22 protein-coding genes and 1 pseudogene are annotated in these 23477 nt (G+C 62.2%); 17 read left to right on the top strand and 6 right to left on the bottom strand.

The genetic code is table 11. The annotated features are described in order from the left end of the window. The first annotated feature begins 26 nt into the window (after positions 1-26). Positions 27-902, top strand: coding sequence for a glutathione-dependent disulfide-bond oxidoreductase (gene yghU / locus V0R37_RS02925; RefSeq protein ID WP_420373064.1), 876 nt, complete (start codon positions 27-29; stop codon positions 900-902). Next, the gene (locus V0R37_RS02920; protein WP_420373063.1) at positions 899-1705 is read left to right on the top strand and encodes an SDR family NAD(P)-dependent oxidoreductase; all 807 of its coding nucleotides are present in this window, start codon (positions 899-901) and stop codon (positions 1703-1705) included. Before yghU ends, V0R37_RS02920 begins: the two co-directional genes overlap by 4 nt. 31 nt (positions 1706-1736) lie before the next feature. Here the strand turns inward: V0R37_RS02920 and V0R37_RS02915 are convergent, their stop codons facing one another. Both V0R37_RS02915 and V0R37_RS02910 read right to left on the bottom strand, forming a co-directional pair. Next, complete coding sequence (locus tag V0R37_RS02915; protein WP_420373062.1) at positions 1737-2399, bottom strand: dihydrofolate reductase family protein; 663 nt, start codon at positions 2397-2399, stop codon at positions 1737-1739. Positions 2400-2462: 63 nt separating this feature from the next. Next, on the bottom strand, positions 2463-3101 hold the full coding sequence (locus V0R37_RS02910; protein WP_420373061.1) for an NAD(P)-dependent oxidoreductase: 639 nt from the start codon (positions 3099-3101) through the stop codon (positions 2463-2465). Between the two features lie 140 nt (positions 3102-3241). Between V0R37_RS02910 and V0R37_RS02905 the strand changes: the two genes are divergently transcribed. Beyond that, the gene (locus tag V0R37_RS02905) at positions 3242-4183 is read left to right on the top strand and encodes a LysR substrate-binding domain-containing protein (RefSeq protein ID WP_420373060.1); all 942 of its coding nucleotides are present in this window, start codon (positions 3242-3244) and stop codon (positions 4181-4183) included. Positions 4184-4508: 325 nt separating this feature from the next. Here the strand turns inward: V0R37_RS02905 and aptA are convergent, their stop codons facing one another. The 4 genes from aptA to V0R37_RS02885 are packed head-to-tail and all read right to left on the bottom strand — an operon-like array spanning position 4509 to position 7668. Then, the gene (gene aptA, locus V0R37_RS02900) at positions 4509-5834 is read right to left on the bottom strand and encodes an omega-aminotransferase AptA (RefSeq protein ID WP_420373059.1); all 1326 of its coding nucleotides are present in this window, start codon (positions 5832-5834) and stop codon (positions 4509-4511) included. A 47-nt stretch (positions 5835-5881) separates the two neighbouring features. After that, positions 5882-6379 carry a dihydrofolate reductase gene (locus V0R37_RS02895; protein ID WP_420373058.1) on the bottom strand — a complete coding sequence of 166 codons (498 nt, stop codon included), beginning with the start codon at positions 6377-6379 and terminating at the stop codon, positions 5882-5884. 20 nt (positions 6380-6399) lie between these two features. Beyond that, complete coding sequence (locus tag V0R37_RS02890) at positions 6400-7194, bottom strand: thymidylate synthase (RefSeq protein ID WP_420373057.1); 795 nt, start codon at positions 7192-7194, stop codon at positions 6400-6402. Positions 7195-7245: 51 nt separating this feature from the next. After that, the gene (locus V0R37_RS02885) at positions 7246-7668 is read right to left on the bottom strand and encodes an OsmC family protein (RefSeq protein WP_420373056.1); all 423 of its coding nucleotides are present in this window, start codon (positions 7666-7668) and stop codon (positions 7246-7248) included. Positions 7669-7916: 248 nt separating this feature from the next. On the opposite strand from V0R37_RS02885, the gene V0R37_RS02880 reads away from it, so the two are divergent. The 14 genes and pseudogenes from V0R37_RS02880 to V0R37_RS02815 form a co-directional block, all read left to right on the top strand. Next, complete coding sequence (locus tag V0R37_RS02880) at positions 7917-9593, top strand: cbb3-type cytochrome c oxidase subunit I (protein ID WP_420373055.1); 1677 nt, start codon at positions 7917-7919, stop codon at positions 9591-9593. 2 nt (positions 9594-9595) lie between these two features. Beyond that, positions 9596-10189, top strand: a complete 594-nt coding sequence (locus tag V0R37_RS02875; RefSeq protein ID WP_420373054.1) for a cbb3-type cytochrome c oxidase subunit II — start codon at positions 9596-9598, stop codon at positions 10187-10189. Between the two features lie 54 nt (positions 10190-10243). Next, positions 10244-10840 carry a c-type cytochrome gene (locus V0R37_RS02870; protein WP_420373053.1) on the top strand — a complete coding sequence of 199 codons (597 nt, stop codon included), beginning with the start codon at positions 10244-10246 and terminating at the stop codon, positions 10838-10840. A 13-nt stretch (positions 10841-10853) separates the two neighbouring features. Further along, the gene (locus V0R37_RS02865; RefSeq protein WP_420373052.1) at positions 10854-11483 is read left to right on the top strand and encodes an SCO family protein; all 630 of its coding nucleotides are present in this window, start codon (positions 10854-10856) and stop codon (positions 11481-11483) included. Beyond that, positions 11480-12073 (top strand): hypothetical protein, encoded by a 594-nt coding sequence (locus V0R37_RS02860; RefSeq protein WP_420373051.1) that lies wholly within the window; start codon positions 11480-11482, stop codon positions 12071-12073. Before V0R37_RS02865 ends, V0R37_RS02860 begins: the two co-directional genes overlap by 4 nt. Positions 12074-12098: 25 nt before the next feature. After that, on the top strand, positions 12099-12788 hold the full coding sequence (gene coq7 / locus V0R37_RS02855; protein WP_420373050.1) for a 2-polyprenyl-3-methyl-6-methoxy-1,4-benzoquinone monooxygenase: 690 nt from the start codon (positions 12099-12101) through the stop codon (positions 12786-12788). A gap of 541 nt (positions 12789-13329) precedes the next feature. Further along, complete coding sequence (locus V0R37_RS02850; protein WP_420373132.1) at positions 13330-14409, top strand: MraY family glycosyltransferase; 1080 nt, start codon at positions 13330-13332, stop codon at positions 14407-14409. A 56-nt stretch (positions 14410-14465) separates the two neighbouring features. After that, positions 14466-15740, top strand: a complete 1275-nt coding sequence (gene tviB, locus V0R37_RS02845) for a Vi polysaccharide biosynthesis UDP-N-acetylglucosamine C-6 dehydrogenase TviB (protein ID WP_420373049.1) — start codon at positions 14466-14468, stop codon at positions 15738-15740. A 14-nt stretch (positions 15741-15754) separates the two neighbouring features. Then, positions 15755-16780 carry an SDR family oxidoreductase gene (locus V0R37_RS02840; protein WP_420373048.1) on the top strand — a complete coding sequence of 342 codons (1026 nt, stop codon included), beginning with the start codon at positions 15755-15757 and terminating at the stop codon, positions 16778-16780. Position 16781: 1 nt separating this feature from the next. Continuing rightward, entirely contained in the window at positions 16782-18137 is a 1356-nt protein-coding gene (gene murJ / locus V0R37_RS02835) for a murein biosynthesis integral membrane protein MurJ (protein WP_420373047.1), read from the top strand. A gap of 46 nt (positions 18138-18183) precedes the next feature. Then, positions 18184-19278 carry a glycosyltransferase family 4 protein gene (locus tag V0R37_RS02830; RefSeq protein ID WP_420373131.1) on the top strand — a complete coding sequence of 365 codons (1095 nt, stop codon included), beginning with the start codon at positions 18184-18186 and terminating at the stop codon, positions 19276-19278. 36 nt (positions 19279-19314) lie between these two features. Beyond that, on the top strand, positions 19315-21228 hold the full coding sequence (gene asnB, locus V0R37_RS02825; RefSeq protein WP_420373046.1) for an asparagine synthase (glutamine-hydrolyzing): 1914 nt from the start codon (positions 19315-19317) through the stop codon (positions 21226-21228). A gap of 2 nt (positions 21229-21230) precedes the next feature. Next, positions 21231-22370 (top strand): glycosyltransferase family 4 protein, encoded by a 1140-nt coding sequence (locus V0R37_RS02820; protein ID WP_420373045.1) that lies wholly within the window; start codon positions 21231-21233, stop codon positions 22368-22370. Next, positions 22367-23395: pseudogene (locus tag V0R37_RS02815) on the top strand (glycosyltransferase); the annotation flags it as partial. The gene V0R37_RS02820 and the pseudogene V0R37_RS02815, both read left to right, overlap by 4 nt. Between the last annotated feature and the right edge of the window lie 82 nt (positions 23396-23477).

Here is a 23477-nt window from a genome sequence, read left to right as displayed (position 1 = left end):
ACACACGCATCCATGGAGATGAAAGCATGACGAATGTTACCGATTACACACCGCCAGCCGTCTGGACCTGGAACAAACCCAACGGCGGCGCCTTCGCAAGCGTCAACCGCCCAGTGGCCGGGCCGACACACGAAAAGGAATTGCCCGTTGGACGGCATCCACTGCAACTCTATTCCCTGGCCACGCCGAATGGCCAGAAGGTCACGATCATGCTGGAAGAGCTGCTGGCCCTTGGGCACACCGGGGCGGAATACGACGCCTGGTTGATCCGCATCGGCGAGGGCGATCAGTTCGGCAGCGGCTTTGTTGAAGTCAACCCGAATTCCAAGATTCCCGCCTTGATGGACCGTTCGGGCGCAGCGCCTGTACGGGTATTCGAGTCCGGCGCGATTCTGGTCTATTTGGCTGAAAAATTCGGCGCCCTGTTGCCGACGACCCAGCCCGAACGCGCGGAGTGCCTGTCATGGCTATTCTGGCAGATGGGTAGCGCGCCATATCTGGGCGGCGGCTTCGGCCACTTCTATGCTTACGCACCCGTCAAGATCGAGTATGCCATCGACCGCTATGCCATGGAGGTCAAGCGTCAGCTCGATGTGCTGGATCGCCGCCTGGCCGAAAGCGAATACCTGGGCGGCAGCGACTACACCATTGCCGACATCGCTGTGTTCCCCTGGTATGGGGGCTTGGCCAAGGGCTGGCAATACGGCGCAGCCGAATTTCTATCGGTGCACGAATACACGCACGTACAGCGTTGGGCCGACGCGATACTGGCAAGGCCCGCCGTAAATCGGGGACGCAAGGTCAACCGCGTATCGGGGGAGCCGTCGTCTCAGTTGCACGAGCGCCACGATGCCGACGACTTCAATACGAAAACCCAGGACAAGCTGGGAGGGCAGTCATGAATATCAACGGTGCACGCATCCTGATCACCGGTGGCGCAAGCGGCATTGGTTTCGCTCTGGCCCAAGCCTTGCTGGCCAAAGGTGCAAAAGTCGCTATCAGCGGCCGTCGCCCTAATGCTGTCGCAACAGCAGTCCAGGCGCTTCAGTCTGGCGGCTCCGTCGTTCGCGGTATCGCCGCCGATGTGTCGACGGCAGAGGGGCGCGCGGCCACGATCAAAGAGACTTTGGATGCGCTTGGCGGACTTGATATCCTTGTCAACAACGCGGGTGGCGTCAGGGCGGGAAGGCTGGAGAACACCGCGGAAGCCGAGCTCCAGGCCATGATAGATGTCAATCTCGTGGGGCCGATCATGCTGACGCGTACCGCCTTGCCGGCGCTGCGTGCCAGCGGCGGAGCAATGGTGGTGAATGTGTCTTCCGGCATTGCCTTGATCGGCGCGCCGTTCTACGCAACCTACGCCGCCGTGAAAGCCGGCCTTGCCCGTTTTGGCGAATCGATGCGGCGCGAACTGAAAGGCGAAGGCATACACGTCCTGACCGTCTATCCGGGCGGCACAGACACACCGATGATGAAATCCAACCGGGCAGGTCCCGAGCTTGGCTTCTCGCGCGAGCCGGCCTCTGCCGTGGCCGACGCCATCGTCGCGGGAATCGAGTCCGAAGCCTTCGAGGTCATCCGTGGCGGAGATACCCGTGCGCAAATGATCGCCCTGAACCGCGACAACCCCGCAGCCATCGACGAGCGCTTTCTTGGACTAAAGCCGGCACTGGAGGATGCAATAAAGGACCATTCGGCACTCTGATGTGGCCGGGTGTTCGGCGGGTCGCCCATCGTCAGGCGCCGCTGTGTCCTTGGCGCCGGAGGACGACATGGGTGGCCTTCTCCGACGCTACGAATTCAACGCATTCGTATCCCAGAGCCCGCAGGTCGATCCCTTCGTACAGCGATTCCCCCCGGCCGAGCAGGACCGGCGCGATAGCAATGTGCAGTTCATCTATGAGGCCCTCGCGAAGATATTGCCGTATTGTGTCCGGCCCACCGCCGATCCGCACGTCCATTCCGGCCGCGGCCTCGCGTGCGCGGTCCAGCGCTTCATGAATGCCGCCTGTTATGAAATGGAACGTCGTGCCGCCTTCCATCTCGATGGACGGCCGGGCATGGTGGGTCAAGATAAAGGCTGGAACGTGGTATGGTGGATTGTCTCCCCACCAGCCTTTCCAGTTGGTGTCCGGCCAGTCCCCGCGAATGGGGCCGAACATATTCCTGCCGAGAATCCAGGCGCCAACATCCCGAAAGCCGCGGGCGGCGAAGTCGTCGTCAATCCCGACCGTACCGCCATCGTTGCCGAACAAGGCCCACTGGAACGTGCGTGTTGGAAGCAGCCATTGGTGCAGCTCTGTTCCGCCGACGCCAAGTGGATTGTCGATGTCTTGATTAGGACCCGCCCCGTATCCATCGAGCGAAATGGTGAAGCCCTCAACGCGAACTCGTGTCATCGTTTGCCTCCGTTTAACCGCCTGTTAGGTGTCGGGTACAACTGTCGCATTTTCATTCAATAATCAATAGCCTACTGTGAAGCGACTGCGTGGATGCGCGGGCTGTTCAAGTTCATCCATCATCGCAACGGCGTAATCCTCAAGAGAAATACGGCTCTCGCCGGCATTATCGGCCAGCAGCTGGTCCTTGCCGATGCGGAACTTGCCAGTGCGCCGGCCCGGTTCAAGGTGGGCCGAGGGCGCCAATACCGTCCAGTTCAGCTCCGGCTCATTGCGCAGCAGATCCAGGGCCTGGCGCGCGCCTTCCGCCGTGCCTTTCCATTGAGCAGGAAATGTCGGCGTATCGAGCAACTGTACACCCGGCGCGACTTCCAGGCCGCCGGCGCCGCCAACGACCAGCAGGCGCGGTACTGCCGCCTGCTTGACGGCGGAAATTATCGTTTGCATGCCTTTGACGTAATAGCCCAGCACGTCGGCTTGCACATGGCCGCTGAATGCGCTGATGACCGCATCATGGCCGGTCAGCTTGTCGGCCAAGCCGTCTTGTGCCATGACGTCGGCTTGCAATGCGACCACCTTGTCGGAAGCGGGGACCTTGCTTGGGCTGGACACAAGCGCGGTAATTTCATGCCCACGCGCGACAGCCTCTTTCAGCAACGCCGACCCGACAAACCCCGTGGCACCGATAATTGCAATTTTCATACTATTTCTCCGTGGTATTGATGAATAATCGCGGCTAATTCCGATCCGCCGATGTGTAGCATCATCACCGAAACCATTGAATAGAAAAATAGATTAATCAATAATTCACCTTTATTGATTTAATAATAATTGGGTGGTTTATGGCGCTCCCAGGAAGAATTGATCTGAACGATCTCTTGGTATTCGAGGCTGTGGCGGAAGCGGGCGGATTCACCGCCGCCGCGCAGCGGCTTGGCGTCGCGACACCCAAGGTCAGCGTCGAAATCAGCCGCCTTGAATCGAAGCTGGGCGTGGCGCTTTTTAGCCGCACAACCCGGACAGTGGCAATGACCGATGCCGGGCAAGCGCTGTATGAGGAATGCCGGCCGTTGCTGCAAGGGCTGACCGAAGCGATCGAGCGCGCCGCATTCGACACGAAGGAACTGGCGGGCACGCTCCGCATCAGCAGCACGGCTGACCACGTGGCGCTGACACTGGCTCCAGCCATGGCCGCCTTTGCGCAGCGCCACCCGCATCTTGTCGTAGATCTGCGCACAACGGATCGCGTCGTGGACCTGGTCGAGGAAGGATTTGACATTGCCATCCGCCTGGGCTGGCTTCAGGATTCGTCGCTCCACGCCGTGAAACTGGGCGAGTTCGATCAGTACGTCGTCGCTTCGCCTGGCTATCTGCGGCGCATCAAGCATCCAGAGACTCCGAAAGATCTGGAGGATCTTGACTGGGTTGCCCTTACGCTGCTTCCAACACCCTTTACGTGGAAGTTTTCCTCCAGCAGCGGGCAGACAGCAACCATTCACGTCAAGTCACGCTTCCGTGTCGACTCGGCAAGAGCGCTGCGTTCGGTTCTTGAGCAGCACGTGGGAGTCTCTATTTTGGATCAGTTCAATGCGCAGGATGGAATCAATGCCAAACGCCTTATCCGTCTGCTGCCGAAATGGTCTTTGCCATCCGCAGGCGTTTATGCTGTGTATCCCCCTGGGCGGCAGGTGCCGGCGAAAGTCCGAAGCTTTATCGACTTCTACCAGCAATACCTGAAAGATCTAAGGGCAGGGCCAACGTCGACCCTTACAAGAAAGAATTGATCTCTTCCACCTTATCATGATGCAGCCGCAGCCTGGGCCGGGGGCGATTCCGGCGGTAGGCGTGCGCCGCGTGCTTCCGAAGGGAGGGCGGGGGATGTCGTCGGCCGCTGTCTGACCGGAGCGGCACGCAGTGACGCGCAGGGAGTTCGGCCGACGCCCGCCAGTACGAGGAAGACGCGGAAACAAGCACGCCGTGCCGGAATCGCCCCCGGCCCAGGCTGCGGCGTGTACGAAGCGAAGACGAAGTCAGTTCACGAGTTACGTGTTAACTGACGATGCAGCCAAGAAACCAAACCAGCCACAGCGGAATACAGGGATAAGGCGATCAGGAAACCGTCTTCAACACATCTCCAATCTTCCCGAATATCTCCGAGATCTGGCCTTCCTCGATAATCAGCGGCGGCGATATCGCCAGGATGTCCCCGGTGTAGCGCACCATCAACCCCTGGTCGAAGCACTTGGCAAATACCTCCGCTGCACGCGCGCCCGGCGCACCCGGCCTAGGCGTCAGTTCTATACCAGCGACCAGCCCCAGGTTCCGTACATCAACCACGTGCTTCGCGCCTTCCAACTGATGCGCCGCATCCTCGAACACCTTCGACAGGCCCTGCGCACGCTTGAAAAGCTGTTCGCGCTTGTAGATGTCCAGCGTCGCGATGATTGCCGCCATCGCCAGCGGATGGCCCGAGTACGTGTAGCCATGGAAGAACTCGATGCCGTTGGCCGATGCATTCACGATGGTGTCGTGGATCTCGCGTTTCACGGCCACGGCGCCGGCCGGGACGCTGGCATTGCTGATGCCTTTGGCCAAGGCCATCAAATCCGGCGTCACGCCCAGGAACTCGCTGGCCGTGGCGGCGCCCAGACGTCCGAAGCCCGTGATCACTTCGTCGAAAATCAGCAGTATGCCGTGCTTCTCGGTAATGGCGCGCAGCCTTTCCAGATAGCCTTTGGGCGGAATCAGGACGCCGGTGGAGCCGGCCAGCGGCTCGACGATGACAGCCGCGATGGTGGATGCGTCGTGCAGGGCGACGATGCGCTCCAGCTCGTCGGCCAAGTGCTCGCCCCAGGCAGGCTGCCCGCGCGAGTTGGCGTTCTTGGACAGGTCGTGCGTATGCGGCAGATGGTCCACGCCGGGCAGCAGCGCGCCGGAGAACATCTTGCGGTTGGTTGAAATGCCGCCCACCGAAATGCCGCCGAAGCCCACGCCGTGGTAGCCGCGTTCCCGGCCGATAAGGCGGGTGCGCTGGCCCTCGCCGCGCGCCCGGTGATAGGCCAGGGCGATCTTCAGCGCGGTGTCGACGGATTCCGAACCCGAGTTCGTGAAGAAGATGCGGTCCATGCCGGCCGGCATCAGGCTGGCCACGGCCGAGGCCGCGCGGAAGGAGATGTCGTGGCCCAATTGGAAGCTGGGCGCATAGTCCAGTTCGGCGGCCTGGCGCGAAATGGCATCGACGATTTCCTGGCGCCCATGCCCCGCGTTCACGCACCACAGGCCCGATGTGCCATCCAGGATCTCGTGGTCGTCGGCCGCGTAGTAATACATGCCCTTGGCCCGGGTCAGCAGTCGCGGCTGCTGCTTGAACTGGCGGTTCGCCGTAAAGGGCATCCAAAGATTGGACAGATCGGGAAGAGGGGCGTGGCTGGTCATGATCACCTCGAAGACAGGGTTTGCAGACAGGTGCTTGGGTCGAGTGCTTATGCGCCGGGCCGCCGCGTGTAGCGGACGAAATCGAAGGCCAGGCCGTTTTCTTCCGCTTGCGGCAGCCGTTCGACCTCTTGCCATACGGCGGGATCCAGCGCGGGAAAATAGGTATCGCCTTCGATGTCCGCGTGGATTTCGGTGGCGACGATTTCATCGGCCAGGTCCAGGGCGTGGCGGAACAACTGTTCGCCGCCTATGATGCAAGCCTTGTCGGCCGTGCCGCAGGCGGCAAGCGCCCCTTCCAGCGTTGAAAATGTCGTGGCGCCTTCAGGCTGGTAGGCGAGGTTCCGGCTGACGACCAGGTTGGGCCGGCCCGGCAGCGGCCTGCCCAGCGATTCCCAGGTATTGCGGCCCATCACGATGGGGTGCCCCAGCGTCGTGCGCTTGAAATGCGCCAGGTCGGAAGGAAGCCGCCAGGGCAGGGCGTTGTCGCGGCCTATGACGCGGTTTCTGGAGTAAGCGACGACAAGCTGTATGGTGGGCGAGGGCATGCGGTTCCGGTACGGGCGGGTCAGACGGCGACAGGCGCCTTGATGTGCGGGTGCGACTCATAGCCGACAATTTCGAAATCGTCGTAGACGTAATCGAAGATGGAGTCGGGTTTGCGCTTGATGTTCAGTTTGGGGTAGGGATAGGGTTCGCGCGACAGTTGCAGGGCGACCTGTTCCAGATGGTTGCTGTACAGGTGGCAGTCGCCGCCCGTCCATATGAAGTCGCCCACTTCCAGGTCGCACTGCTGCGCCACCAGGTGGGTCAGCAAGGCATAGCTGGCAATATTGAAGGGCACGCCCAGGAAGATGTCGGCGCTGCGTTGATACAGCTGGCAGGACAGCTTGCCGTTAGCCACATAGAACTGGAAGAAGGCATGGCAGGGCGGCAGGGCCATATTGGGGATTTCCGCCACGTTCCAGGCCGACACGATCAGGCGGCGGGAGTCGGGGTTTTTGCGTATCTGGTCCAGCAACTGCGATATCTGGTCGATATGCCCGCCATTGGGTGTGGGCCACGACCGCCACTGCACGCCGTATACCGGTCCCAGGTCGCCGTTTTCGTCGGCCCATTCGTTCCAGATGCTTACGCCTTGCTCTTGCAGCCAGCGCACGTTCGAGTCGCCGCGAAGAAACCACAGCAATTCGATGAAAATGCTTTTGGTATGCAGCTTCTTGCTGGTGATCAGGGGGAAGCCTTCGGCAAGGTCGAAGCGCATCTGGTGGCCGAACACGGAGCGCGTTCCGGTGCCGGTCCTGTCGGTCTTGGCAATGCCATGTTCGTAGACATGGCGCATGAAATCTTCGTACTGATGCATGAGTATCTGATGTATCTGTAGTGGTGGCGCGAGCGCCGGAGCGGCCCGCGGCTAGGCTTCGACGACCGTGGTCGAATGCGTGATCTCGGCGGTCTTGGCCAGCATGGCGCTGGCCGAGCAGTATTTCTCGTGCGACAGCTGCACGGCGCGCTCGACCGCGGCGGTGGGCAGGCCCTTGCCCGTGACGGTGAAGGCGAAATGAATTTTGGTGAAGACCTTGGGATCGGCCTCCGCCCGTTCGGCGGTCAGTTTAACCTGGCAGCCTGTTACGGCATGGCGGCCGCGCTTCAGGATAAGTACCACATCGTAGGCGGCGCAGCCGCCGGTGCCGGTCAACACCATTTCCATGGGGCGCGGCGCCAGGTTGTGGCCGCCGCCGTCCGGGGCGCCGTCCATGGCGGTGACATGGCCGCTTCCCGTGCGAGCCACAAACAGCATCCCTTCGGGACCGCCCCAATCTATCGTGCTTTCCATATCCGTTCTTCCGCTTTCAACGTTCAGGTGAAGGATCAATCATACTCATAAGCGACCCCGGCGTCACATGCCCCGGGAGCGGCGCGAACCCGAGCCCTTCGGCTTGCATTACCAATATTCCGCGTAGGGAGATTACGGGTTTCCCCTTATATATCTCTTATGATTCTGGCAGTTCTATCGTGAAGCGATGTGCTTGCTCACAGCGGTCAAGACCGGCGTTCGCTTCCCGTCCCTGTTCCGGAGTTCTCATGAACACCATCACCATACTGCTTCTGACATTCATCCTTTCCGTCACGGGCCTGTTCGTTTTCATCTGGTCGCTGCGCAAGCACCTGTTCGACGATAACCCCGCCGCGGCCAATGTTATCTTTTCCGAGGGCGAGATCGGGAAAGTCGAGGAGCCGGCCGCCACGGCGGACCAGCACCGTGCGCTGCAAGAAGCGGTGGACGCCACCCATTCCTTCACCGCCGATGCGGCGCGCGACGCGCGCATGGCGGTGGAATTGGCCCAGCGTGTGCAGGCGGACCGTTCGACCGCCTACGTGACCTTCGTTTTCCTGGCCTGTGCGGTGGTATGGCTGATTTTCGCCTCGACCGCCGGACTGATCAGCTCGATCAAACTGCATCAGCCCGACTTCCTGACCGATTATGCCTGGCTTACCTTCGGCCGCATACGCACTTTGCACCTGAATGCGGTGGCCTACGGATGGGCGCCCATGGCGGCCTTCGGCATTGCCATATGGACTTTGCCGCGCCTGTTGAAGACGGAGCTCATGGGCGGCCGCTTCGCGATCCTGGGCGCCATGCTGTGGAATGCGGGTTTGATCGCCGGCCTGGGCAGCATCGCCGCGGGCTTCAACGATGGGCTGGAGTGGCTGGAAATTCCGTGGCAGATCGATATCCTGTTCGTGATCGGCGGGGCGCTGATCGGCCTGCCCCTGGTGTTCACACTGCAGAACCGCAAGGTGGAGCACTTGTACGTTTCCATCTGGTACATGGGCGCGGCGCTGTTCTGGTTCCCCATTCTGTTCCTGGTCGGCAACCTGCCCGGCGTACATTTCGGGGTGGAGCAGGCCACCATGAACTGGTGGTTCGGACATAACGTGCTGGGCTTGTTCTATACGCCGGTGGCGCTGGCCTCGGTGTACTACTTCCTGCCCAAGATCATCGGCCGCCCCATACAGTCGTATAACCTGTCGCTGCTGGGCTTCTGGGCGCTGGCCTTCTTCTATGGCCAAGTGGGCGGGCATCACCTGGTGGGCGGCCCCGTGCCAAGCTGGCTTATCACGCTGTCCATCGTGCAGAGCATCATGATGATCGTGCCGGTGCTGGCCTTCTCGGTGAATCAGCACCTGACCATGCGGCATCATTTCAAGACGCTGATCTATTCCCCCACGCTGCGTTTCATCGTGCTGGGCGGCATGATGTATACGCTCAGTTCCGTGCAGGGCTCCTTCGAGGCGCTGCGCAGCATCAACACGGTCACTCACTTCACGCACTTTACGGTGGCCCATGCGCACCTTGGGCTTTACGGCTTCTTCTCGCTGGTGATGTTCGGCGCGATCTACTTCGTGATGCCGCGCGTGATGTCCTGGGAATGGCCTTACCCCAGGCTTATCGCCCTGCATTTCTGGCTGGTCGTGGTCGGCTTCGGCATCTATTTCATAGGCCTGAGCATAGGCGGATGGCTGCAAGGCGTGGCGATGCTGGACGCCTCGCGCTCGTTCATGGAGTCGGTGCGCGTGACCATCCCCTATCTTGAAGCGCGCAGCGTGGGCGGGGCGATCATGACGCTGGGGCACCTGGTATTCGCCGTGCACTTCGTCACCATGGCCTTGCGTTACGGCCGCAAGCGGGTGGGGCCCGCCCTGTTTCATAAACAATCCGCCGTCGCCGCGGCAGTGCCGGTGCCGGTGGAGGCCTGATCATGGAAAGCGAATACAAACTGCTGGGCGGGGCCATGGTGACCCTGGCCCTGGCGACTGCCACGCTGGTCGTCGTGCCTTATATGCAGCTGTCGGACACGCAGCCGTCCGAAGGGCTCAAGCCCTATACCTCGGCGCAATTGCGCGGCCGGCAACAGTACATCGAGAACGGCTGCGTCTACTGCCACACCCAGCAGCCGCGCGCGCAGTCCCAGGCGCCCGACTTCAAGCGGGGATGGGGCCGCGCGCCGGTGGCGGGCGACTATTACTACGATCATCCGCATTTGCTGGGCACCATGCGCACTGGCCCCGACTTGCTGAACATCGGCGCCCGCCAGCCCAGCGCGGACTGGAACCTGGGCCATCTGTACCAGCCTCGCGCGTACACGCCGGGCAGCATCATGCCGTCCTACCCCTATTTGTTCGAACTCAAGGACAAGGCCGAGAAGGGCGACAAGGTGGTAAGCCTGCCGCCGGCCTATGCGCCGGTGGGGCAAGTGGTCGTGGCCCGTCCCGAAGCCCTGGACCTGGTGGACTACCTGCTGGCGCTGGATCGCACGTATCCGGTCAAGCCGCCGCCCGACGCCGCCCGATAGCCGTCATCCCGGCCGCGCGAAGGCCGGACGCAGAAAGAGTCGTTGGAGAACAGGATGTCAGACACTTCCAAGAAAATCGAAGCCCAGCAGCGCGAGATGCCGGAGCCCTATGAAGGAAACCGGCCCATCCCGTGGCTGGTCATCCTCATCGTGGCGGGGATCTTTGCATGGGCGATCGGCTATATCGGTTTTACGCATCAGACCAATCCGCCGTCCTACGGCGATCGCCGCACGGCCACCGATTTCAAGGTGGCGGCGACGACGGGCGGCGGGGCGGTGGACGGCGCGCAGATATATACCTCGCAATGCCTGGCCTGTCACCAGGCCGGCGGCCAAGGCTTGCCGGGCGTGTTTCCGCCGCTGGCGGGCTCGGAATGGGTCAATGGCAAGGCCACGCTGGCCGTACAGATTGTCCTGCACGGCATTACGGGCGACCTGACAGTGGGCGGCACGCACTACAACGGCCAGATGCCGACGTTCAAGGACAAGCTGGATGATGCGCAGATCGCCGCGGTGGTCAGCCATATACGCGGCAGCTTCGGCAATTCGGCCGGCCCGGTCGATGCCGCCACGGTCAAGGCCCAGCGCGAGGCGACGGCGGCGCATACGCAGCCCTGGAACGGCGATGCCGAGCTGGAGGCGCTGAAATAAGCGGCGGCTCCACATGAAATTGCTCCTGGCCGTGTTGATGGTCGGCGTACTGGGCGTTGGCGCCCTATGCTTCCAGACCGACGGCTTTACCGTGCTGACCACCGAAGCGGCGCGGCGCGCCGACATTGCGCGGCATCCCAAGGCGCTGCCCGATGCGGCCCTGCGTATGAGCGCCGGCGTAAGCGCCCCGTTTCTGCAGGCCTTGCGCGAAGACGGCCGCATCGCCATCGTCAACTTCATGTACACGCGGTGCTTCTCGATTTGCCTGGCCATGGGCGGCGAATTCCAGCAGTTGCAAGACGCCATCCAGCAAGGCGGACTGTCGGACCGCGTCCGCATCATCAGCCTTAGCTTCGATCCCGCCGATACGTCTGACGACCTGGCGCGTTACGCCGCCCGCATGCGGGCGCAGCCCGGCATCTGGCAGTTTGCCGGCATTGCCGACGCGGAAGAGCGCAAGGCGCTGCTTGATGCCTTCGGCATCGTGGTGGTGCCGGCTCCCTTGGGACAGTACGAGCACAATGCGGCCTATCATGTGGTGACGCCTGAGGGACAGCTGGCCCGCATAGTGGATATCGGCGATGCCGCCGGCCTGCTGGATGATGTCTCGGCCCGGATTCGCGGCGTAGGGACGGTGCAATGACGGCTCGTGTCCGTGCCCTGGCCAGCGCGGCGGTATTGCTGCTTGCCGTGGCGCTCGACCCCTTCCTGACGCGCAGCATGAGCCTGCATATGCTGCTGCATATTCCCCTGATTTTGGTTTCGGGCATCCTGGCCGCCAGCGCGCTTTTTTCCGGCGGCATCGGCGAGGCGGGACGCCTTGGGCGCCTGCGCGAACATTATGCGAAATATAATGAGTACGGAATACCCGGGCTGCTGCTATGCACGTTCGTTGCCGCCTACTGGATGATACCCAGTTCGCTGGATCAGGTTCTGGTTTCAGTACCGGCCCATGGCTTGAAGTACCTGGGCCTGTTTATTGCGGGAATGGCGCTGTACGATTCCCTGCGCCGAAGCAATAGCGTGATAGACCTGTTTTTTTTGGGTAATTTTTCCTGGATGACGGCGATCGCCGGCCTGCTCTACCAGGACAATCCAGAGCGGCTCTGCAATTTTTACCTGCTGAGCGATCAGGAGATGGCGGGAAGGGGGCTGGTGGCCGTCGCTGTGCTTGTACCATTGGCCTGGTTGATCGCGGAGCGCCGGCGCATACGGCGATTCTTGCGGCAGTGATTTACACGGAGCACGATAGAAGACAATGGACAAGCAAAATACATTGAACGCCAATTCTGGTTTTTCGCGGCGCATGGGCGTAGTGGATCGGATTCTGTCCGAGGCGGGGCGCGCGGTTCAGGTGCTGGATGGCTCCGTGCATGCCAGCCGCCCCAATCCCGCGGGCAAGCTTCCCTTGTCCGGCGAAGGGTCTGCGGCGCTGTCGCCGGCCGAGCAAAAGCACGCCGCCGGTCTTATGCGGGTAAACCATGTCGGAGAAATATGCGCCCAGGCGCTGTATCGCGGTCAGGCTTTGTTTTGCCGCGATGCATCAATTCGGGGAGTCTTGCATGGGGCGGCTTCCGAAGAGGTCGACCATCTGGCGTGGTGCCGGGACCGCCTGCAGGAACTGCAAAGCCGCCCAAGTTTGTTGAATCCCCTGTGGTACGCCGGTTCGTTCTCGTTGGGAGTGCTGGCCGGCAGGGCGGGGGTGGGCAGGAACCTGGGATTCATGGCCGAGACGGAAAAACAGGTCGAACAGCATCTTGACCGGCATTTAAGCGAGCTTCCGCTTGCGGATAAACGCTCACGCGACATCGTGACGCAAATGCGCGACGATGAAATCAGCCATCGCAATACGGCCGAAACGCATGGCGCGCATAAGCTGCCCGGACCGGTCCGGCTCGCCATGAAGGCCATGTCCAAGGTCATGACCACCACGGCGTACCGGATCTAGATTTTGCGGGACGGCTTTGTAACAGAGTGCGAGGGCAAGGGTTAACACTTAATTACCCCTTTCCGTTTTTAGCTGTGGCATAGTACGAATGACAGTATGAAAAAAGCCACAAAGTAGCTGAGTTACAGTTTTTCCGGCTTTTTATCTTGCATCGCACAAAAGAACGCTATATACTTTAGTTATCGGATGTCGAAACGTGATTGCAGAGGGAAAACCCCAATCACACGGTCTCAAGCCCAGCGCTTTAGCAGCCCGACATGCCAAGGTTGTCTCCTCCACCCTCCTCCTTTGGTGGATTTAGCCCGAGATCGTAAGATCTCGGGCTTTTTTTTTATTTTTTTTGCCCGTGTACCACTTTGGCCGATAGGCATCGGCGCCGATTCGTGCTTATATTTCTTGTTGCAGTTGTTACGGGCAAATCGGAGGCCTTGTTACAGCTTGGCCCGATAATGTTGAAGCTACCATTGTTAATAGGGATTTTGTGATTTCTCCTCAAGCCTGGGAATCGTTCACCTGGTTTTACATCTGTATTGTGGCGTTCATGGTGGGCGGATTGATTGTCGCTTCGGAGCGCTGGCACGGGATGTTCACCGGCGATTCCGACATGAACAAGCCGCAGGCCACTCATTCGCGCGCCGCCCCGCGCGTGGGCGGGCTGGCTGTGCTGGCCGGCAGTCTGGCGGGCCTGCTGGTGCTGGGTCCCAGCAATATGACGCTGACCTGGCTGTGGCCGGTATTGTTTATCGCGGCGATGCCGGTATTCGTGGCCGGCCTGCTGGAGGACATCACCAAGGACGTCGGTTCCGGAAAGCGCCTTTTGGCCGCCTTTGCCTCCGCCGCCATCGCCTGGTGGCTGTTGGGCGGCGTGTCGCGCGTGGGCCTGTCCTGGGCCGACTGGATTCTTTCGTACTGGCCGGTATCCCTGTTGTTCACCATGATCGCGGTCGGGGGCTGCACCCATGCCTTGAATATCGTGGACGGCATGAATGGCCTGGCGGGCATGATCGCCACGCTCATGGCCTTGTCGCTGGCGCTGGTTGCCCTACAGGTCCAGGACATCCCCATTTTCCTGATCTCCGCCGCGCTTGCTTCGGCGACGCTGGGCTTCCTGGTCTGGAACTTCCCTTTCGGCCGTGTTTTTCTGGGCGATGGCGGGGCCTACTTCCTGGGATTCATGCTGGCGGAACTCGCTGTGCAACTGGTGGTGCGCAATCCCAGCGTGTCGCCTTTCTACGCGCTGGCCGTATTGTTCTATCCGGTGTTTGAAACCCTGTTTTCCATCTGGCGCCGCCGCTTCAAGCGCGGCACGCCGGTGGATCAGCCCGATGCGCTGCATCTGCATCAATTGGTTTTCCGGCGCCTGGTCCGCGTTACCTTCAGCCGGGATCGGCGCCATGCGGTGCCGGCGCTGTGCAACGCGATGACCTCTCCTTATCTTTGGGTGCTGGCCCTTATCGGCCTGGTGCCCGCGACCATATGGTGGGATAACGCCTGGGCTCTTTGCGCCAGCCTGGTGGTTTTTTCCTCGGTCTATCTGTGGCTGTATTCCCGCCTGGTTTCATGGCGGCGCCCCGCATGGCTGTTATTGCCTTCGCTGGGGCGCGATAATCGTCACAAGTAGCGCTTGTTCGTAAATAAACTTTCTTCTTTTTTGGCGTATAGCGTGGGAGATTCAAGTTGCAAATTCAAGATGTGAAACTTGCAGTAGTCGGTTTGGGCTACGTGGGCCTGCCTCTGGCAGTGGAGTTCGGCAAGAAGCGCTCGGTGCTGGGCTTCGATATCAATGCCCGCCGCATCGCGGAGCTGAAGGAAGGCCGCGACCACACGCTGGAAGTGGAGCCCGATGAACTTCGCCAGGCCGGGAAGCTGGAATTCAGCCACGAGGCGGAACACCTGGCGCGGGCCAATGTGTTCATCGTGACTGTGCCCACGCCCATAGACGAATACAAGCAGCCCGACCTGACGCCCCTGGTGCGCGCCAGCGAGACCATAGGCAAAGTCCTCAAGCGGGGCGATATCGTGATCTACGAATCCACCGTTTATCCCGGCGCGACCGAGGAAGTGTGCGTGCCGGTGCTCGAGCGCGTTTCAGGCCTGCGTTTCAACGAGGATTTTTTCGCGGGCTACAGTCCCGAGCGCATCAATCCCGGCGACAAGGCGCACCGCGTCTCCACCATCAAGAAAGTCACATCGGGTTCCACGCCGCAAATCGCCGACCTGGTCGACGAACTGTATGGCCAGATCATCGTGGCGGGTACGCACAAGGCGCCGTCGATACGCGTGGCCGAGGCGGCCAAGGTCATCGAGAACACGCAGCGGGACGTCAATATCGCGCTGATCAACGAGCTGGCGCTGATTTTCAACCGAATGGGCATCGACACCCAGGCGGTGCTGGAAGCGGCCGGCACCAAATGGAATTTCCTGCCCTTTCGCCCAGGCCTGGTCGGCGGCCACTGCATAGGCGTCGATCCTTATTACCTGACCCACAAGGCGCAAGCCATCGGCTATCACCCGGAAATCATCCTGGCGGGCCGGCGGCTCAATGATTCCATGGGCGGCTATGTCGTATCGCAATTGGTCAAGACCATGACGAAGCGGCGCATACAGGTGCAGGGCTCCAAGGTGCTGGTCATGGGCCTGGCCTTCAAGGAAAACTGCCCCGACCTGCGTAATACCCGGATCGTGGACATCGTGCGCGAGCTGGGCGAATACAACATCGACGTAGACGTCTATGATCCATGGGTGGATGCGGACGAAGCGGTGCACGAGTACGGCATCACGCCGATCGACAGCCCGAAAGCGGGTTCCTACGACGGCATCATCCTGGCAGTGTCCCATCAACAGTTCGTCGCCATGGGCTGCCAGGCCATTCGCGCCCTGGGCAAGTCCGATCACGTGCTGTACGACCTGAAGTACGTGCTGGCCGCCGATGAATCCGATCTGCGGCTGTAAGAGAAGGGGGATTTATGACTACGCGCTATCAGGAAGTAACCGCCGGACTGCAGTCCGAACCCAAGACCTGGCTGATCACGGGCTGCGCCGGCTTCATCGGTTCCAATCTGTTGGAATCCCTGCTGCTCATGGACCAGAAGGTGGTGGGGCTGGACAATTTCGCGACCGGGCATCAATACAATCTGGATGAAGTCCGGAAGACCGTCGCGCCGGCCCAGTGGGCCAATTTCGTGTTTCATGAAGGCGACATCCGCGATCTGGACACCTGCCGCAAGGCGGTATCCGGCGTGGACCATGTCCTGCACCAGGCGGCGCTGGGTTCCGTGCCCCGTTCACTGAAGGACCCCATTACAAGCAACGGCGTCAATATCGACGGTTTCCTGAACATGCTGGTCGCCGCGCGCGACCAGCAGGTCCAGTCCTTCGTGTATGCGGCCTCCAGTTCGACCTACGGCGATCACGAGGCCCTGCCCAAGGTGGAAGACCGCATAGGCCGGCCGCTGTCGCCTTATGCCGTCACCAAGTATGTCAACGAACTGTATGCCGACGTCTTTGCGCGCGCCTATGGATTCGGCAGCATCGGGTTGCGCTACTTCAATGTGTTCGGCAAGCGCCAGGATCCCAATGGCGCCTATGCCGCCGTCATTCCAAAGTGGATCGCGGCCATGATACGCGGCGAAGACGTGATGGTGAACGGCGACGGCGAGACCAGCCGCGACTTCTGCTTTATCGACAACGTGGTCCAGGCCAACATCCTGGCGGCGCTGGCCCAGCCTGACGGCGTGAACCAGGTGTACAACGTGGCCTACAACGCCCGTACCAGCCTGAACGAGCTGTTCAACTACCTGGCCCAGGCGCTGGGCAACAACGGCATCGTGTACGACAAGCAGCCCGTTTACGGCGATTTCCGCGCCGGCGACGTGCGGCATTCCCAGGCGGACATCAGCAAGGCGAAGCAATTGCTGGGGTACGAGCCCATGCACAACATCGTGCAGGGGCTGGAAGTGTCCATGCCCTGGTATACGCAATTCTTGCGTTGACTTGAAAACTCTGGCGCGGCGGCTTTCCAGTCTGCACTCCGATCACAAGCGCATTGCACAAGGTGCGATGCGCGTGGCGTTTTTCCTGCTGCTGGGCAAGGCAGCGGGCGCGTTCAAGGAAATGGCGGTGGCCTACCGCTACGGCATCAGCGATGCGGTGGATGCCTACCAGTTCACCATGACCATGGCGAACTGGCTGCCCGTTACCATCGTGGGCGCGCTGTCAGTCGTGCTGATTCCGGTGCTGGTGCGTACACGCCGCGAAGCCCGCGCCGGCCGCGCGCGTTTTCTGGGCGAGCTGCAAGGCTGGATCATTGCGGCGGGCACCTTGCTGGCGGTTGCCACTTATGTGGCCTGGCCCTGGGTGCTCGATTTCGCCGGACAAGGGCTGACGCCTGAAGCCCGGCGCATGAGCCGAGAGCTGACCTTCGCCTTTGCGCCGGCGGCCCTGCTGACCCTGATGACGGGCATCAGTGCCGCGCGCTTGCGCGCGCATGAACGCCACATCAATACCCTGCTGGACAGCGTCCCGGCGGTGGTCATATTGATCTGGGTCCTGCTGGCCGCCACCGTGGATAATATTGGCCCCTTGTTGTGGGGTACGCTGGTCGGCTATCTGATTCAATCGGTGTGGCTGCTTTGGCTGGCGGCCAAGGCCGACGGCATGTGGGGGCGGCCGCGCCTGAGCCTGGCTTCGACGCATTGGCCGGAGCTGGTCAAGGCGGCCGGCATCATGCTGGTGGGGCAGGTGGCCATGAGCTTCGTGGGGCCCATCGATCAGTACACCGCGGCCAACCTGGGCAGCAACGCCAATGCAACGCTGGGTTATGCCAGCCGCTTGCTGTCCCTGATACTTGGCGTAGGCGCCGCATCGGTGGGGCGGGCAGCCTTGCCGGTGCTGGCCGACATCCACAGCCGGGGAGACCGGGAACGGGCGCGCGCCACCGCGCTGAAGTGGTCGGTATTGATGCTGGCGGCGGGTGCGGCGGTTACGCTGGCCGGATGGGTGCTGGCGCCCTGGGGCGTGGAACTGCTGTTCGAACGCGGGGCTTTCACGGCGCAAAACACCCAGGCGGTGGCCCAGGTGCTGCGCTGGGGCCTGCTGCAGCTGCCTTTTTATTTTGGAGTCCTGATACTGGTGCAGTTGCTGGCCAGCCAGAATCGTTATCGCATCATGGCCGCCATCGCGGTGGCCAACTTTGCCGTCAAGGCCGTGCTGAATCCGGTCCTGGCTCCGCAGATGGGGCCGGCCGGCATCATGCTGGCGACCAGCGTGATGTACGCCTTGTCGTACGCCTGCTACGTGGTCGTGGCGCTGCGTCCGCCGGCCGCGCCGGCGGCATCCAATCCGCTTTAGAAACACAGGTATTGCATTGAGTCATTCTTTCCAGAAGCCCCATCTCATGATCGTCATCCATTCCCTCAGCGGGGGCGGAGCCGAGCGGGTTGCGGCCGACCTGAGCGCCTATTGGGTTCAGCGGGGCTTTAACGTTACGCTGGTCACCCAGGCGGACGCCAGCACCGATGCCTACCCCTTGCACCCCGCGGTAACGCGCCATGCATTGGGGACCGCGGCGCCCAGCGCCGGCCGCTTGTCGGCCGCGCTGGCCAATCTGCGGCGCGTCTGGAGCCTGCGCCGGCTGATCAAGCGCGAACGCCCCACCGTTGTGCTGGGCATGATGACGACGGCGTCGGTGCTGGCCATCGCGGCGGCGCGCGGGCAGCCCTGCCGGGTCATCGCCACCGAGCATACGCATCCGCCTTCGCAGGAATTGCCGGCGATATGGGAACGGCTGCGCCGCTGGGCTTACCCCCAGGCCAGCGCGGTGGTGGCCCTGACGTCGGGCACGGCCTCCTGGCTGGAAAAGCATGTGCCCGGATCGCGCCTGACCGTCATTCCTAATGCCGTGCGCTGGCCGCTGGAAAGCGCCGAGCCCGTAATCGATCCGCCGCGCCGCAATGGCCGCTACCGCGTGCTGGCGGTCGGACGCCTGCACCCTCATAAAGGCTTCGACATACTGATCCGCGCTTTTCACGAAATCTCCGCGCATTTTCCCGAGTGGGACTTGATCATCCTGGGCGAGGGCGATTGCCGGGCGGAGCTGCAGGATCAGATCGATGCGGCGGGCCTGGGCGAGCGCATCAGCATGCCGGGAAGGGTGGGTAATGTGGCCGACTGGTATATGCAGTCCGACCTGTATGTGCTCAGCTCGCGGGTCGAGGGCTTGTCCAACACTTTGCTTGAGGCCATGGCCAGCGGCTTGGCGCCGGTCGCCTTCGATTGCGAAACGGGCCCGCGCGAAATCGTGCGCAACGGTATCGACGGGGTGCTGGTCAGTCCCGCCGGCGACAGCGAAGCGCTGGCGGCGCATCTGTCCGATATGATGGCTCATCCGGAACAGCGCGAGGCCTACGCCCGGCGCGCCGTGGACGTGCGGGATCGTTTCTCGACCCCCCGGATCATGGCGCTGTGGGGCTATTTGTTTGAAGTGCATTGACGCGGCCCGGCATACGGGCACGTAAGCGAGCGGATTATGTGTGGAATCGTGGGGATCTGGGGCGGCTTGCCTGACAAGCGCGCGCTGATAAGCGGCGGGTGCCGCCGCATGCGGCATCGCGGGCCCGATAGCGAAGGCTATTGGGAGGACGAGGGCGCGGGGCTGGCCCTGGGCCACGTCCGGCTGGCCATACTCGATCTGACACCCGCCGGCCATCAGCCCATGGTATCGGCCTGCGGCCGCTATGTGCTGGTATTGAACGGCGAAATCTACAATCACCTCGACCTGCGTTCGCGGCTCGAGGCGCAAGAGCGGGCGCCGGCCTGGCGCGGCCATTCCGATACCGAGACCATCCTGGCCGCTTTGGCCGCATGGGGCATCCAGGACACCCTGAAATCCGCCGTCGGCATGTTCGCCATGGCATTGTGGGACCGCCAGGAGCGCGAATTGACGCTGATGCGCGACCGCCTGGGCGAGAAGCCCTTGTACCTGGGCTTCGCCGGACGCAATTTTGTGTTCACCTCTGAACTGAAAGCGCTGGACGGTGTTCCCGGTTTCGGCCAGGAACTGGACCGCAAGGCTTTGTCGCTGCTGCTGCGCCACAACTATATTCCCGCTCCCTACAGCATATACAGCGGTATCGGCAAGCTGGCGCCGGGCTCATGGTTGACGCTGTCCGAGTCGCAATTGCATCAGGCGGCCCTGCCGCCCGCGCATTCGTACTGGTCGGTCCAGGAGGCCAGGCGGCAGGCGATGGAGCGTCCCTTGTCTTTCGATTCGGACGACAAGGCCGTCGATGCGCTGGACGCGGTGCTGGGAACGGCCGTCAAAGGGCAGATGATCTCGGACGTGGGCCTGGGCGCCTTCCTGTCCGGCGGCATCGATTCATCGGTGGTGGCGGCGCTTATGCAAAAGGCCGGCACGCAGCCTGTCAAGACCTTCTCCATCGGATTCGACGATCCGGCCTTCAACGAGGCCGAGCATGCCAAGGCCGTTGCGGCTCACCTGGGAACCTCGCATACCGAGCTCTATGTCAGCGCCCAGGACGCGCTGGCAGTGGTGCCGGAACTGGCGGCCATGTACGATGAGCCCTTTGCCGATTCGTCGCAGATACCCACGGCGCTGGTTGCGCGCATGGCGCGCCGGCACGTAACCGTGGCGCTTTCGGGCGATGGCGGGGACGAGCTGTTCGGCGGCTATTCCCGCTACTTCCGCGCACAGCGCTGGTGGGACAAGCGCCAAGCCGTGCCTGCCGCGCTGCGCGGCCCGATGGCGATGGCGGCCCGGGCGGGCGCGGGCCTGATGCCCGCCAGCCATGTGCGCGACCAACTGGAAAAATTGGCCGAAGTATTGGGGGCGGCGCATGCCGGGGCGTTCTACCAGCAGTTCGTGACGTACTGGAAGCAGCCGGCCCAGGCATTGATAGGCGCCGACCTGCCGGCGACGCTGTTCGACGCGCCGCCGCGGGACGGCCTGTTCGAGCATATGATGCTGCTGGATGCGCAGACTTACCTGCCTGACGACATACTGGTGAAGGTGGATAGGGCGGCGATGGCCGCCAGCCTGGAAACCCGCGTGCCGATGATAGACCATCGCGTATTTGAATTTGCGCAAAGCCTGCCGCTGGGCTACAAAGTTCGGGGCGGAAAAGGGAAATGGCTGCTGCGCCAGTTGCTGTACCGTTATGTTCCGCGCGAATTGGTGGACCGTCCCAAGAAGGGTTTTTCGGTACCGGTGGCGGCATGGCTGCGCGGTCCCTTGAAGGACTGGGGAGCCGCCTTGCTCGACCCCGCGCGATTGCGCCGCGATGGACTGTTCCATGCGGAGCCCATCGTGCGCAAATGGGAGGAGCACCAACGCGGCAGTCACGATTGGGGCACGCACTTGTGGAGCATCTTGATGACGCAAGCCTGGCTGGATAGGAATAAGAGCAATACCACGAAGGGATAGCCATGAGAATACTGTTCTTTGTCAGTTCCATGCATGCGGGCGGCGCCGAACGCGTTGCCGCCACGCTGGCAAGCGGCTGGGCCCGGCGCGGCGATTCCGTTACGCTGGTGCCCACCTACACGAAGAAGGGCAGTTGCTTCTACAGCCTGAACCCCGCCGTCCGGCTGATCTGGCTGGCCGACCGCATGGGATGGCTGGGCCGCACGCTCTTGCCGTCCTTAAGCAAATGGTTCGCCATCCGGCGGCTGGTCCGGGAAACCAATCCCGACGTCATTGTTTCCTTCCTGACCAATGTCAATGTGGTGGTCTTGTTCGCCACCCGCGGGCTGGGGGTTCCGGTCATCGTCTGCGAACGGACCAATCCGGCATTCAGCAGCAGCGCGGGCACTTTCCTGCAGCGTTTGCGGCGCTTCAGCTATCCATGGGCGAACGCCGTGGTCCTGCAGTCGCAGGACAGCGTCGACGCATTCAGGCAGATGGTCCCGCGGGCGAAGGAACTGCTGGTCGTGCCCAACCCTCTTCCCCCCGACCTGCGCGACCTTGCTATCGCTCCCTCGGCGCCCGTCGCCGCCCGGCGCCTTGTCCTGGGAATGGGCCGGCTGGTTCCGTTCAAGCGCTTCGATGCCCTGATCCAGGCCTTCGCGGCGCTGGCCAACGATTATCCCGATTGGGATCTGGCCATATGGGGCGAAGGGCCGCAGCGCGATGAACTGATGCAGCAAATCCAGGACACCGGCCTGGCGTCCCGCATTTCATTGCCGGGCCGCACGGAGCAGCCGTGGCAGGAAATGGCCAAGGCCGATATTTTCGTGCTGACCTCTCAGGTGGAGGGTTTTCCCAATGTGCTGCTGGAAGCCATGGCGCTGGGGCGCGCCTGCGTCACCGTGGATTGCCCCAGCGGCCCCAGGGAGCTCAGCCAGGACGGCAAGTACGCGTTGCTGACGCCCCTGGGCGATCAGCCGGCCTTGTGCCGCGCGATGGCGCAGCTTATGGACGATTCCACCTTGCGCGATGTCATGGGCCGGCACGCCGCCGCCTCCGTGCAGGAGCGCTACGGCTTGCCCGAGATACTGCTGCGCTGGGACGAAGTCATGGCCAAGGCCAGGCCGTTCGTTCCGCAAGAGGACAAGGTGGTTGGATGAGCGCAAGGGACAACAAGCCGGAAGATGCGCCTTTGCAGGTGGTGCATATTATTTCCGGCCTGGGCCAGGGCGGTGCGGAAACGGTCTTGCATCGCCTCGTGGCCGCCCCCTCCCAGCCCGATCATCATCATGTTGTTTCCATGGGCGACGCGGGCGTGTTCGGGCCCCGCCTGCGCGAGGCGGGCATTCCGGTCCACACATTGCATATGGGCAGCCCGGCCGGCATGGCCAAGGGTCTTTGGCGCATGTACCGCCTTTTGCGCGAACTGAATCCCGATGTGGTCCAGACCTGGATGTACCACGCGGATCTGATCGGCGGCATCGTTGCGCGCCTGGCAGGCATCAAGGCCGTGTCCTGGGGCATACGCAACTCGGGCGCCGACCTTCATAAAGGCAGCAAGTCCGCCCGCCTGTTTTCGTGGCTGTGCGCCCGCTTGTCGGGCCGGGTGCCGGCGGTCATTGTCTCCTGTGCGGAAAACGCCGCTCAGCGCCACCGTCAATGGGGCTACCGCGCGGACAGGATGCTGGTCATTCCCAACGGCTACGATCTTTCGCGTTGGCGCGCCGATGCACAGGCGCGCACGGCCGTCCGGACGCAATGGGGCGTGCCGGCCGACGCGCCGGTCATTGGCAGCGTGGCGCGATGGAATCCCCTGAAGGATCACGCGAACCTGTTGGCGGCATTCGCGCTCAGCGCCCAACATTTTCCGGCGATGCGCTGCGTTCTGATCGGCCATGGGATGGATGAATCCAACGCCGAATTGATGCGGCTTTTGAATGGCCACGGTATACGCGACAAGGTCATCCTGATGGGACGCCAGGACGATGTGCCCGGCTTGATGAATGGGCTGGATGTGCATGTGCTGTCCAGCCGGGCCGAGGGGTTCCCCAATGTGGTGGCCGAAGCCATGGCCAGCGGGGTCGCCTGCGTGGCGACCGATGTCGGCGACGCCGCCATGATCCTGGGCGGCGCGGGCTGGCTGGCGCCCGCGCAGAATGCGGCCGCCCTGTCGGCGGCCATCGGCCAGGCGGTGCAAGCGCTGGGCACGGCGGATCATGCGGAACGCATTGCGAAAGGCCGGGAGCGCGTGGGCAGCCTGTTCAGCC

The organism is Pollutimonas rozaliensis (assembly GCF_048751585.1).
GTDB lineage: Bacteria > Pseudomonadota > Gammaproteobacteria > Burkholderiales > Burkholderiaceae_B.
This window is presented reverse-complemented; position numbering and strand designations above follow the sequence as displayed.

Excerpts from the sequence above, each read along its gene's own strand:
- V0R37_RS02910 (WP_420373061.1), bottom strand. The coding sequence starts at position 3,101 with ATGAAAATTGCAATTATCGGTGCCACGGGGTTTGTCGGGTCGGCGTTG.
- V0R37_RS02885 (WP_420373056.1), bottom strand. The coding sequence starts at position 7,668 with ATGGAAAGCACGATAGATTGGGGCGGTCCCGAAGGGATGCTGTTTGTG.
- V0R37_RS02860 (WP_420373051.1), top strand. The coding sequence starts at position 11,480 with ATGACGGCTCGTGTCCGTGCCCTGGCCAGCGCGGCGGTATTGCTGCTT.
- V0R37_RS02905 (WP_420373060.1), top strand. The coding sequence starts at position 3,242 with ATGGCGCTCCCAGGAAGAATTGATCTGAACGATCTCTTGGTATTCGAG.
- yghU (WP_420373064.1), top strand. The coding sequence starts at position 27 with ATGACGAATGTTACCGATTACACACCGCCAGCCGTCTGGACCTGGAAC.
- asnB (WP_420373046.1), top strand. The coding sequence starts at position 19,315 with ATGTGTGGAATCGTGGGGATCTGGGGCGGCTTGCCTGACAAGCGCGCG.
- V0R37_RS02875 (WP_420373054.1), top strand. The coding sequence starts at position 9,596 with ATGGAAAGCGAATACAAACTGCTGGGCGGGGCCATGGTGACCCTGGCC.
- V0R37_RS02850 (WP_420373132.1), top strand. The coding sequence starts at position 13,330 with ATGGTGGGCGGATTGATTGTCGCTTCGGAGCGCTGGCACGGGATGTTC.
- V0R37_RS02895 (WP_420373058.1), bottom strand. The coding sequence starts at position 6,379 with ATGCCCTCGCCCACCATACAGCTTGTCGTCGCTTACTCCAGAAACCGC.
- V0R37_RS02890 (WP_420373057.1), bottom strand. The coding sequence starts at position 7,194 with ATGCATCAGTACGAAGATTTCATGCGCCATGTCTACGAACATGGCATT.
- V0R37_RS02920 (WP_420373063.1), top strand. The coding sequence starts at position 899 with ATGAATATCAACGGTGCACGCATCCTGATCACCGGTGGCGCAAGCGGC.
- V0R37_RS02870 (WP_420373053.1), top strand. The coding sequence starts at position 10,244 with ATGTCAGACACTTCCAAGAAAATCGAAGCCCAGCAGCGCGAGATGCCG.
- aptA (WP_420373059.1), bottom strand. The coding sequence starts at position 5,834 with ATGACCAGCCACGCCCCTCTTCCCGATCTGTCCAATCTTTGGATGCCC.
- V0R37_RS02915 (WP_420373062.1), bottom strand. The coding sequence starts at position 2,399 with ATGACACGAGTTCGCGTTGAGGGCTTCACCATTTCGCTCGATGGATAC.
- V0R37_RS02865 (WP_420373052.1), top strand. The coding sequence starts at position 10,854 with ATGAAATTGCTCCTGGCCGTGTTGATGGTCGGCGTACTGGGCGTTGGC.
- V0R37_RS02880 (WP_420373055.1), top strand. The coding sequence starts at position 7,917 with ATGAACACCATCACCATACTGCTTCTGACATTCATCCTTTCCGTCACG.
- V0R37_RS02820 (WP_420373045.1), top strand. The coding sequence starts at position 21,231 with ATGAGAATACTGTTCTTTGTCAGTTCCATGCATGCGGGCGGCGCCGAA.
- V0R37_RS02840 (WP_420373048.1), top strand. The coding sequence starts at position 15,755 with ATGACTACGCGCTATCAGGAAGTAACCGCCGGACTGCAGTCCGAACCC.
- coq7 (WP_420373050.1), top strand. The coding sequence starts at position 12,099 with ATGGACAAGCAAAATACATTGAACGCCAATTCTGGTTTTTCGCGGCGC.
- V0R37_RS02830 (WP_420373131.1), top strand. The coding sequence starts at position 18,184 with ATGATCGTCATCCATTCCCTCAGCGGGGGCGGAGCCGAGCGGGTTGCG.